We start from the raw sequence: 11,026 nt of genomic DNA, 5'->3' as shown, positions 1-11,026 counted from the left end.
CGAAGACTTATGAGCGAAGCGAATTAGTCGAAGCTGGGTGAGGGTGAAAATGCGCTACCGCTGCTCTGCCTCACCCTCATCCAACTGCGCCTAGTCGGCTCCGCCGACAAGGCTCGGTATCCTTCTCCCCTCAAGGGAGAAGGTGCCGACGCGTCAATTTAACCGGGTGCCAAGCTCGGCGACGGTGCGATCAACCAGCGCCTGGTCGGCTTCGGCGCCATGGTTCTCGGCGATCAGCTTCGCGGCCGCGCCAGTCGCTGCCTTGGCGACCTTCTCGCGAATTTCAGCCACCGCAGCGCGCTCGGCAGCGGCGATCTTGTCGGTCGCCATTTTCTGGCGGCGCGCGATCAGGTTTTCCGCATCGGTGCGCGCCTTGGCAAGCACGGCTTCGGCTTCGGCTTCGGCACGGGCGTTCATGTCTGCGGCTTCTTTCGATGCCGCCGCCAGCTTCGCCTCATACTCCGCGCGAAGCTTCTCGGCTTCAGCACGCAGCGCCTGGGCTTCGTCGAGTTCGGCCTTGATCCCGGCGATCTTGGCGTCGAGCGACGCTGCGACCATCGCCGGAACCTTTTTCCACAGGATGATGCCGATCAGCACCAGCATCGCCGCCGAAACGAAGAACGTGGCGTTGAGCAGATGGACGCCGCCCACCGAGGGATCGGCATGTTCGCCCGCCGCAGCGGCAAGAATGGCGATATCAAGCATCGGCCAGCGCTCCCTTTACCGCACGATTGACTTGCGGCTTGGTGATCTTTGCCGGGGTCAACCGGGCGACGATATCCTGGGCGGCTTCGACGGCCACGGCTTCGATCTCGGTCAGAGCGGCAGCCTGCTGAGCAGCAATCGCCTCTTCCGCATCGGCCAAGTGTAGCGCGATGCCGGCATCGGCCTCGCGCACCTTGGCTTCGGCTTCGCGGGCACCCTTGGCCTTGGCTTCCGCGGTCACGGCGAGTGCCGCGTCACGGGCCCGGGCATGGGCAACGCGATATTCTTCCTCGATCTCGTCGGCGCGAGCGTGCGCGGCCTTGGCAGCGGCGATGTCGCCGGCGATCTTCGCCTTGCGCTGATCGACCGTGCCCTGGATCTTGGGAAACATCGAACGCCCGATGACGAAATAAATCAGCCCGAACGTGATCACCAGCCAGAAAAGCTGGGACCCGTAAGTGGTCATGATCTGGTCTATCTGAGGCATATCGAAGCTATCCGTGGATCAGAATCTAAAGGTGTGGACGGGGCCGGCGCGATGACCGGCCCCGGTCCGACACAAATCAGGCAACGAAGATCAGGATCATCGCCACGACGAACGCCAGCAGGCCGAGAAGTTCGGCAGCGGCGAAGCCGATGAACAGGCGGCCCTGCTGGCCGTCGGCAGCTGCCGGGTTGCGCAGAGCGCTTTCCAGGAACGAACCGAACACGTTACCCACGCCGATGGCGGCCATGCCGGCACCGATTGCAGCCAGGCCAGCACCGACCAGTTTTGCAGCTTCTGCGTCCATTGTAATACTCCTTAAGAAACTCGATTGGATGGAAAGATTTTAGCGAAAAGAGAAAGGCTTAGTGCAGGTTCACCGCGTCGTTGATGTACAGCGAGGTGAGCAGCGCGAACACATAGGCCTGGACGACGGCGACCAGGATTTCGAGCGCGCTGATGCCGACCATCAGCGTCAGGCTCGGCAGGCCGACGAGCAGGCCATAGCCGATACCGGCATTGGTCGAATTGATGACGAAACCGGCCAGCACCTTGAGCAGGATGTGCCCGGCGGTCATCGCCACGAACAGTCGCAGGCCGAGGCTGAACGGACGCACCAGGAACGACAGCAGCTCGACCACGAAGATGAACGGGATCATCGGGAGCGGCGTGCCGTGCGGAACGAACAGCGAGAAGAAGTGGAAACCGTGACGGGCAAAACCGACGATCAGCACGATCGAGAAGCTGACGATGGCGAGCACGCCCGTGATCGTCAGATGGCTGGTCACGGTGAACGGATGCCCACCGACCACGCCGATCGGGATCAGGCCCAGGATGTTGGCGAACAGGATGAACATGAACAGCGAGAACACGTAAGGCGCATACTTGCGGCCTTCGGCGCCGATATTGGCGGTCATCATGTCGTCGATAAAGCCGGTAAAGCCCTCGACCATCAGCTGCCAGCGACCAGGAACCAGCTCGCGCTTCATGCCGCCCTGCATGAACACCCAGACCGCGACCAGCGTCAACAGCATCCACAGGGCGCTGTTGGTGAAGGTGATGGTCTGTCCAGCAAGCTCGAACCCACCATTGAAGATGGGCGCGATCTCGAACTGGTGCATCGGGTCGATTTTGCCTGACTCGGCTGCCACAACCTTACCTCTTCGTCTTAATCTTCAGGCTTATCCTGCGGAGACTGCTGATTTTTCAGCCCCGCCGAATATGCGTTGGAAACCCGGATGATGTTCCTGAAGGCCACGATGATCCCCAGAGCGAGGAACGTGATCAGGAGCCAGGGCGATGTGCCCAGCCAGCGATCGAACAGCCAGCCGAACAGCAAACCACCTGCAATTCCCCCCAGCAGATCGGCGAGCACCCGGTTGCCAAGTCGATAATTCGCATCGACCCCGCTCCCCTTGCCGCTCGCTTCGGCCTGCTCCCGCTGCGTGATATCGCGAAGCCGTTCACCGATGTGATCGATCCGCGCGTCGCCGCCGACAGGGTCTTGCCCGGGTTCGTTCTCTGCCATGTGCTTTACTCCCTGTTATCGGGCCTGAGGCTACGATGTTCAAAAAGCACGCACCCGACAGCGAGCGGACCCGCCAAGGCGCGGCCCGTTTAGAAAGGGCTGGGGTGCAAGTCAATGGTCATGCTGCGGTGCGAGAAGTCGCGCAAAAAAGCCCGGATTTTCGATGAAATCCGGGCTTGATCTGGGTTAATTCGGCGCTGCGGCTCAGGGGCAGCGCGCATCGCGCACCGGCGGACCGCTGTCCCGAGTCTTCCAGCTACCGTCCGGCGCCTGGTATTTTTCCCCCGGCCTGGTACGTGATATGGTGTTGCAGCCGGCGGTGAAGGCGAACTGCTCCACCGTCGATCCTTCGGCCGAAGCGCGGTCGGTATAGACCTGCTTGCGCTTGAGATTGATGTCGCTGACCAGTTTCTGCAGCTGCGCATCGCCGCCGCTGACAATGCCCAGATAACCGTCCGGCTTCTCGCCGATGCTGCCGTTCTCGCGCGCCGCCTCATAGGCCGGGTCGCGTTGCGCCATCGCGGGCATGGCCAGCCCCAGCGCCACGGCGCCCAGTAAGCCAGCCTTCAAAATCGCCCTGTTCATCAGAAAATCTCCGCATTCTCGTCGATCACCTCTTTGGCCTTGCCATCGAGCCGATAGACGACTTCCTGTTTGATGTTGATGTTGAGGTTGATGACGATCGGCTTGTCAGGCGCCGTCACCGTCACGCACCCGCCGAGCAATGCGGTGGCCACTGCCATCACCGTCATCTGCCCCCACGGGTTCCTCAAAATCGCCATCCTGTTCATGCCCTTCATGGACGATCCTCGCTTTCTGGGGGCTGAATGCCCGGTTTTGCCGGCGTTGTCGAATTGGGTCCCGGATTGTTCACCTGACCGGGCAGCAGCCCGAGCACACCGGGATCGGTGATATATTGCGTGTCGTAAAGCGACCGCGCCGATGTGATCAGCTGCAGGAAGGGTGCTGCAATCGTCACATTGAATTGCAACGGCAGCTTCTCCACTTGGCGGGTGAGGAAATTGCGCGAAGCCCCCTCGCCCTGGCTGAGCCCGTCGAAGCGGATCTTGGTGATGACCTCGCCCGCCAGATCCCCGTCCATCTCGACGACGAGATAACGGTAACGCAGCGATCTCAAGGCGTTGAAGGCAAAATTGGCCATCGTGCCGAGGTCTTCATAGGTCAGCTCGCCGACATAGGCGAGCGTGCCGCCATCGCCGATCACCTCGAGCCGACCGCCGCGCACATGCCCGCCATCCTTGTCGAACACGATCGGGATCACACCGGTAAACTGGCCGGTGGCGTTGATATTCTCGAAATCGAATCCGGCGAGGAACTGCGCCGCATCGACGCGGTCGACGAGGAACACCAAGCGTCGCGGCTCCTCGCTGACAAGATCGACCATACCCGGATCGAGCAGCAGCCGTCCTCCCGCAAAGGGCCATTCGCCGCCTTCCACGCGCATCTTGAAGCCAGGCAGAATCTGATAGCGAATCAGCCCGTTATAGACCGCAAAGCCCGGATTGACCTGCGCCAGCCGCACGACCTGGCCCGGTCCGGTCTCGAAGCCGAGAAGATCGGTAAACACGATCTCGCCCGCCAGCCCTGTTACCGGACCGAAAGCGGCGGCGAAATCGAGCGAATCGGTGCGGAAGCGCCCGGTGCTCGACGTGACGCCGGTGGACGACCAGTCGATCCGACCCTGCCCGGTCACCAACCCGCGCGTATTGGCGATGATGCCGAGCGCGATATTGCTGACCATTTCGGGCTGAAGGCGGTCATCGAAGGTCAGCGCGTCGACGGACAGATCGGCATGGCCTGTGACACTCGCAAGATCATGCGCGATGGCGACGCGCACGACCGGGCGCAATGTCTGCGGCTCGTCGAGAATGCCGGTCACCGCAATCCGCCCATCGGCGAGCGTCAGCCGCATGTCATCGGTGATCAGCGGCTGGAACCCCGCCGGGGCCTGACGGTCGCGCAGCAGCCATTCGTCGCCCTGCACATCGAGGATCGCATTGGCGAAGGACCAGCGTCCTGCGCCGTGCGTCAGCACGAGCGGCACCGCGCCGATGGTCGCTTCGGCATCCGCATAGGTGCCACCCAGCGCTCCGCCGAGATCGACGCTGAAATCGCCCGCAGTGATATGCGTGCCCGATTGCGCCGGGCCGATCAGCAGATCGACGTCAGACAGGCGCGCGCTACCGGGAAAATCGATGCGTACCGCACCTGCCGCCAGCGCGAGGTCGGACGATCCCAGCTTGCCTTGCAACCGGGTCGGCCCCGCCAGCCGCGCCGCCATCTGCAGGCCGCCTGGGCCTGACCGGACGATCGAGCGGCCACGATCGGGGCACAGCGTCAGCGCCTGCCGGCCGCTGGCGAAATTGGAGACACGCAATCGTTCCACACGCACGGTCTGGCAGGCGTCATACATCGCGAAACCGCCCGCCTCGCTCCAGCGCCCCTGAAGCGGTAGCGCCAGCCCCTCGACCCGGCCACCGGGAAACGGCCCGGAGAGCCGCGCGGAACCGGCAAAGTCCAGTTCGCCGCGCCCGTTCCACAAGGCCTCGAACTGCGGCAGTGCCAGCGAGGCATCGCCCGCGCTGTATGCGTCCATCGCCAGCTTGAGCGCATAGGCCCCCTGCCCGCGCGGGACGATGCGCAGTTGCGCGACGGGCAGCCCTGCCCCGCCGGTCGCAAGATTGCCCGCGAGCTGCCATTCCTCGCCCACGCGCCGGACGCTCAGGCTGTTGCCGCCGACCAGCCGCTCCCCCCGCGCACCCGACAGCGACAGGCGCGGGATGGCGAATGCGGTCTCGGCACCGCGTGCGCGCGCATCGACCGTCATCGCCAGGTCCGAACCGGGGAGTGCTCGGCGCGCCGCGCTGACCATGCGCTGCACCAGCGGCGCGATGGGGAGATTCGCGCTCGCCTTCACCGCCGAATCTAATCCCGCCAGTCGCTCGCGTGCAACCGCCAGGCTTTCGCCACGCAGATCGCCCTCGAAGCGCAAATCGGGAGACGCTCCGCCCAGCCGCACCACCGCCTTGCCCCTGGCGCCGAACCGCCGGAAACCGATTCCGGCAGTGGCAGGATCGGCCAGCGCGAGGTCGACATCGCCGTCGATCTGCTGGCCTTTGATCACAAAGCCCAGCCGCCCGCCCAGCCCATTCGCCGCAAAACCATCGGCCCGGATCGCGCCGACCGCAGGGATCAGCGCGCCTTCAACCCGGTCGAGCGCCGCATTGGCCTCGGCCCTGAGCGCGAGCGAGGATTGACCGACGGCGACACCACCCCGATCGCAAGCCAGCCCCGAAAAACGCATTGGTCCGCGAAAAGCTGGGCGTTCATCGGCGATGCTGACCGTGCCGAACAGGCTGGGCCGGTCGAGCGCGCAGCCCTGATAGGCGAGCCCCGCACCGATCGCAGCGACCTGACCCTTAAAGCCGTCGCGCAGATTGCCCCGCCCATCGGCCTTGACGCCGATCGTGCCATAAGGGCTCTCGATCCGTACGCGCGCATCGCGCAGCGTCAGGTCGAGCCGGGGCAGCCGGAAAGGCTCCTTGCTGTCGGTATAGAGCAGCTTGTCGAGGCTGCCGAAGCTGACGCGCCCCTTGTCCAGCCGACCATAGCCGCGCAGCCCCTCGACGATCACCTGGTCGATGCGCAGCCCGAACAACCCGCCGCTCACATCGACGCTGAGTCTTGCGATCGTCGCATCGGGGCGCTTCGGATCGCCCAGCACCAGGTTGCGCACTGTCTGGCGCCCGACGCCGATCGATTCGATATCGTAGCGCGCCTCGATGCCGCGCGCCTCGAGCTCGTTGCCGATGAGGTTGCGCGCGATATCCTCGCGCTGGGTCCAGGCGACCAGTCCCGCCAGGCCCAGCAATGCGACGCCATAGAGCGCCACACGCAGTGGCCAGGCCATTCGCCGCCACGCGCGGACCTGCCGCTCGGGCGGGATCGCCTCGGCCTCGGTATCGGGATCGCTCATCGTCACCTGAATGGCTTGCAAAGCATCGCGTTGCAACGACGCAGCGGCAAAGCCGTTCCGACAAAGCGTTTGCCCGTGCGGGGGCGAGAGATTAACCTCAAACCATGTCCTCTTCACTGCCCCTGCTGGCCGATGCCGAGCTGCCGGATCTTCCGGCGGGCGGGCATCACGGCGCAGGCCATCGTGCCCGGCTTAGGGAGCGCTTGCTGAACACCGACGGAACCGGGCTGCATGATCATGAAATCGTGGAATATCTGCTCACGCTCGCGATCCCTCGCCGCGATACCAAGCCGCTCGCCAAGCAACTGATCGACCATTTCGGCTCGCTGGCGGGTGTGCTCACCGCCGATGGCGACTCACTGCGCGCGGTGCCCGGCATGGGCGAAACGAGCGCGGCTGCGTTGAAGATCGTCCAGGTCGCGGCGCGGCGGCTGGTGAGCGAGCCGGTCCGCCGGCAGCCGATATTGTCGAGCTGGCAAGCCTTGCTCGACTATCTCAGGCTCGACATGGCGCATCTGACGCGCGAGCGGGTGCGCGTGCTGTTCCTCAATGCCAAGAACATGCTGATCAGCGATGACGTGATGTCCGAAGGTTCGGTCGATCAGGCGGCGATCTACACCCGCCAGGTGATCAAGCGCGCGCTCGATCTCGGCGCGGTGTCGCTGATCCTGGTGCACAACCATCCCAGCGGCAATCCGCAGCCCAGCAAGCAGGACATCCAGATCACCCGCGAGATCATCGAGGCCGGCAAGCGGCTGGGCATCGGCGTGCACGATCATATCATCATCGGGCTGGATGGGCACAGCAGCATGCGGTCGATGGGGCTGATTTGACGCCTCACGAGCGCACCCAATCCGTCATCCTGAACTTGTTTCAGGACCCATCGTGCCCCATTCGCCGAAGCCGCTTAGGGCGAAATGGGCTCTGAAACAAGTTCAGGGTGACGATCTCGGCAACCGAAGGTGATTGGAAACGCCCCTTCCCCTCATCCGCCGCATCCGCCATAGACCCGCGCCATGCCCTCCGCCGCCCAACATTATGACGTGATCATCCTCGGCGCAGGCGCAGCGGGGCTGTTCTGCGCGGCGATTGCCGGGCAGCGGGGCAAGCGGGTGCTGGTGATCGATCATGCCGAGGCACCGGGAAAGAAGATCCTGATCTCGGGCGGCGGGCGATGCAATTTCACCAATATCCACACCCAGGCCGATCGCTATATCAGCGCCAACCCGCATTTCGCCAAGTCGGCGCTCGGGCGCTACAGCCCGCAGGATTTCATCGATCTGGTGGATAGCCATGGCATCGCCTGGCACGAAAAGACGCTGGGCCAGCTGTTCTGCGACGGCTCGGCGAAGCAGATCGTCGCGATGCTGCTGGCCGAGTGCGACAAGGGCATCGTCACCATCGCGCTCGGCCATGCCATCCGCGCGGTCGAGCATGCCGATGGGCGCTATCGCGTCAGCTGGGGCGATCGCAGCGCCGAGGCTCCTGCCCTGGTCATCGCCACGGGCGGGCCCTCGATCCCTAAGATGGGCGCGACCGGCTTTGCCTATGATCTCGCGCGGCAGTTCGGCCTCAAGGTGGTCGAGCCGCGCCCCGCGCTGGTGCCGCTGACGCTGGGCGGCGACGAGACGTTGTTCCGCTCGCTCTCGGGCGTTGCGACCGACGTCGTCGCGCGCGCGGGCAAGGCGCTGTTCCGCGAGGCGGCGCTGTTCACCCACAAGGGGCTGTCGGGCCCTGCGATCTTGCAGGTTTCGAGCTATTGGCGGCATGGCGATCCGGTGGCGATCGATTTCCTGCCCGACGCCGCCCCCGGCTGGCTGACCGAGGCCAAGCGCCAGCAGCCGCGCGCGACGCTGCGCAGCACGCTGGGCGCCATGCTGCCCGACCGGCTCGCCGCGACACTGGCCGACCGAGTAGGCGGCGATGCGAGGCTCGCGGATATGCCCGACCGGGTGCTGGGCGAAGCAGAGAAGCGGCTCTCCGGCTGGACCTTCCACCCCAACGGTACAGAAGGCTATGCCAAGGCCGAAGTTACCGCGGGCGGCATCAGCACCGACACTCTGTCATCGCAGACCATGGAGGCACGCAAGGTGCCAGGCCTGTATGCGATTGGCGAAGCGGTCGATGTCACCGGATGGCTGGGGGGCTATAACTTCCAATGGGCATGGGCGAGCGGGCACGCCGCAGCAACGGCAATTTAGAACCAATTCGGTGGTAACTTGTCTCGTCCGCCCGCGTTTCAACCGATTGCACAAACATCCATAATGGATATTTCTTTGTGCGATCGCTTTGCATAAGCGAAAATTTACCAATTCGGCCGATGGGTATCGGCGATGTCGGTGTCTTTGCCTCCCTCACAAGGCCCTGCACGGCCAGCTGATAGCGGGATCAGCCTTGCCGTGCTCGTTCAGGGGGTGGTGGTGACGCTCGCGCTGCTGGCTGCCATCCTGGCGCCACCGGAGGAAGGGCCAATGATGGTCATTCCGCTGGATGGTGGGGGCATGGGTCAGACCATAAGCTGGGCATCGGGTGACGGGGCCGCCCTGATCGGCACAGGCCCCTTGCCCGGCTCGATCCTGGTCTATGGCAAGCGCAAGCAGGTCACGGAAGCCGCCTGGCATCATAACGGCCTTGTCATCAAGGCACCCGCAATTTTCTGCGGCAGTTTGTCCTCTACACCCAGGAAGAGTTGAGCGTCGCATGGAACTGACTGGAATTCGCAAGAACGGTGCCTTTGCGCTGATCGTCATTGCATGGCTGTGTGTGGCCGTCATCGCGGGCATCAGCCTGTACACCGCCAGCGGCTGGGCTCCGGTCGCTATCGCAGTCGCTGTTACCCTCATTCCGAGCGTGATCGTGCGCAGCGGCCGTGCCGACAGCACTACGCGGATCATTCTCGGCGGCACCATGCCCGTCTATCCCGCGATCATGCTCTACCAGGCAGCCGGATCCAGCCTGCAGATGGACGTGCACATGGTCTTCTTCGCACTGCTGGCCACATTGGTGGTGATGTGCGACTGGCGCGCGATCGTCGCCGGAACAGCCGTGATCGCGGTGCACCATCTGGGCGCGAACCTGCTGATCCCCGCCTGGGTCTTTCCCGATGGAGCCGATCTGCCGCGCGTCCTGCTGCATGCCGTCATCGTGCTGATCGAGGCGGCGGTGCTGATCCAGATTTCTCTCCAGCTCGAGCAGATGATCGAGCGGCAGGCCGAAGCCAGGCGCGAGGCCGAACGGCTGGAGCAGGAAGCCGCCAGCACCCGCGACGCCATCGCCGCCAAGCAGAATCAGGTCATCGGCGCGCTCGGCCAGGGGCTCAAGGCGATGGCGCGCAACGACCTGACTGCGCGGATCGACCAGGCCTTCCCGGACGAATATGAACAGCTTCGCGCCGATTATCACGACGCGCTCGAGGGGATGCGGCAGTCGCTCGACAAGATCTCGGGCGTCGCGACGCGCATCGACGAAAGCGCAGGCGATGTCAGCCATGCGTCGAACGACATGGCCGATCGCACCGAACGGCAGAGCGCGACGCTGCACGACACCGTGGCGACCATCCGCACGGTCAGCGACTCCATTTCGGACACCGCAAACCGCGCGGTCGAGGCACGACATGTCCTCGACGCTGCCCAGGACGAGGCGGAGAAATCGGCCGGTATCGTCGAGCGCGCTCGTGTGGCAATGACCAATATCGAGCATTCGGCGCGCGAGATCGACCAGATCATCGAAGTCATCGAAGGGCTGTCGTTCCAGACCAACCTGCTCGCGCTCAATGCCGGCGTCGAGGCAGCACGCGTCGGCGAGGCCGGCAAGGGCTTTGCCGTGGTGGCATCCGAAGTTCGCGCGCTCGCGCAGCGCTCGGCCGATGCCGCGCAGGACATCAAGACCAAGATCGGCGCGTCGAACGAGCAGATTGCCCTGGGCGTATCGGTGGTCAGCGAAACCAGCGAGACGCTCGAGCGGATCACCACGCGCATCCTGCAAATCAGCGAATTCGTTGCGACCATTGCCGGATCGGTGGAAAGCCAGGCGGCCAGGCTGCGCGAGGTCAACGGCACCGTCGGCGCGCTCGACGGCATTACCCAGCAGAATGCCGCGATGGTCGAGGAAACCAGCGCCGCCGCCCGGTCGCTCGCCGAACAGTCGCGTACCCTGGCCCAGGAAATCAGCCGTTTCCGGCTACAGCAAGCCGCCGCGTACCAGGCCGCGCCTGCGCTCGCGCGCGCTGCCTGACCTCCGGCGGACTGCCCGGCGTGCCGCAACCGATTGCCATTGTGCTTTCGTGCCAAAGCCGCTAGAAGCGCAGCCTTGC

General features: G+C 64.4%; 12 protein-coding genes. 4 read left to right on the top strand and 8 right to left on the bottom strand.

Annotated features, from left to right (window positions below):
- Window positions 1-153: 153 nt before the first annotated feature.
- From AX725_RS19930 to AX725_RS19895, 8 genes are all read right to left on the bottom strand, one after another.
- Entirely contained in the window at window positions 154-705 is a 552-nt protein-coding gene (locus AX725_RS19930; protein WP_060977037.1) for a F0F1 ATP synthase subunit B family protein, read from the bottom strand.
- Window positions 698-1,192: a F0F1 ATP synthase subunit B family protein gene (locus AX725_RS19925; RefSeq protein ID WP_060977036.1), complete on the bottom strand. Its 495-nt coding sequence runs from the start codon at window positions 1,190-1,192 to the stop codon at window positions 698-700. The genes AX725_RS19930 and AX725_RS19925 overlap by 8 nt, the downstream gene beginning before the upstream one ends.
- A 76-nt stretch (window positions 1,193-1,268) precedes the next feature.
- Window positions 1,269-1,496: a F0F1 ATP synthase subunit C gene (locus tag AX725_RS19920; RefSeq protein ID WP_023839593.1), complete on the bottom strand. Its 228-nt coding sequence runs from the start codon at window positions 1,494-1,496 to the stop codon at window positions 1,269-1,271.
- Between the two features lie 58 nt (window positions 1,497-1,554).
- A complete protein-coding gene (locus AX725_RS19915; protein WP_060977035.1) occupies window positions 1,555-2,340 on the bottom strand; it encodes a F0F1 ATP synthase subunit A in 786 nt (261 codons plus the stop codon).
- 17 nt (window positions 2,341-2,357) lie between these two features.
- Entirely contained in the window at window positions 2,358-2,717 is a 360-nt protein-coding gene (locus AX725_RS19910) for an AtpZ/AtpI family protein (RefSeq protein ID WP_060977034.1), read from the bottom strand.
- Between the two features lie 204 nt (window positions 2,718-2,921).
- A complete protein-coding gene (locus AX725_RS19905; RefSeq protein WP_060977033.1) occupies window positions 2,922-3,302 on the bottom strand; it encodes a YdbL family probable chaperone protein in 381 nt (126 codons plus the stop codon).
- Window positions 3,302-3,517: a YnbE family lipoprotein gene (locus AX725_RS19900; protein WP_060977032.1), complete on the bottom strand. Its 216-nt coding sequence runs from the start codon at window positions 3,515-3,517 to the stop codon at window positions 3,302-3,304. Before AX725_RS19900 ends, AX725_RS19905 begins: the two co-directional genes overlap by 1 nt.
- Complete coding sequence (locus AX725_RS19895) at window positions 3,514-6,714, bottom strand: intermembrane phospholipid transport protein YdbH family protein (protein WP_060977031.1); 3,201 nt, start codon at window positions 6,712-6,714, stop codon at window positions 3,514-3,516. The genes AX725_RS19900 and AX725_RS19895 overlap by 4 nt, the downstream gene beginning before the upstream one ends.
- A 104-nt stretch (window positions 6,715-6,818) precedes the next feature.
- Here AX725_RS19895 and radC point away from each other — a divergent pair, with 104 nt between their 5' ends.
- The 4 genes from radC (at window position 6,819) to AX725_RS19875 (ending at window position 10,947) form a co-directional block, all read left to right on the top strand.
- Window positions 6,819-7,547 (top strand): RadC family protein, encoded by a 729-nt coding sequence (gene radC / locus AX725_RS19890; RefSeq protein ID WP_060977030.1) that lies wholly within the window; start codon window positions 6,819-6,821, stop codon window positions 7,545-7,547.
- 183 nt (window positions 7,548-7,730) lie between these two features.
- Entirely contained in the window at window positions 7,731-8,915 is a 1,185-nt protein-coding gene (locus tag AX725_RS19885; protein ID WP_066114393.1) for a BaiN/RdsA family NAD(P)/FAD-dependent oxidoreductase, read from the top strand.
- Between the two features lie 219 nt (window positions 8,916-9,134).
- A complete protein-coding gene (locus AX725_RS21370; protein ID WP_156439016.1) occupies window positions 9,135-9,407 on the top strand; it encodes a hypothetical protein in 273 nt (90 codons plus the stop codon).
- Between the two features lie 7 nt (window positions 9,408-9,414).
- Window positions 9,415-10,947, top strand: coding sequence for a methyl-accepting chemotaxis protein (locus tag AX725_RS19875; protein ID WP_066114390.1), 1,533 nt, complete (start codon window positions 9,415-9,417; stop codon window positions 10,945-10,947).
- Window positions 10,948-11,026: the final 79 nt, after the last annotated feature.

Origin of the sequence: Blastomonas sp. CCH9-A1, assembly GCF_001557175.1 — a bacterium.
Taxonomy (GTDB): Bacteria; Pseudomonadota; Alphaproteobacteria; order Sphingomonadales; family Sphingomonadaceae; genus Blastomonas; species Blastomonas delafieldii_A.
This window is presented reverse-complemented; position numbering and strand designations above follow the sequence as displayed.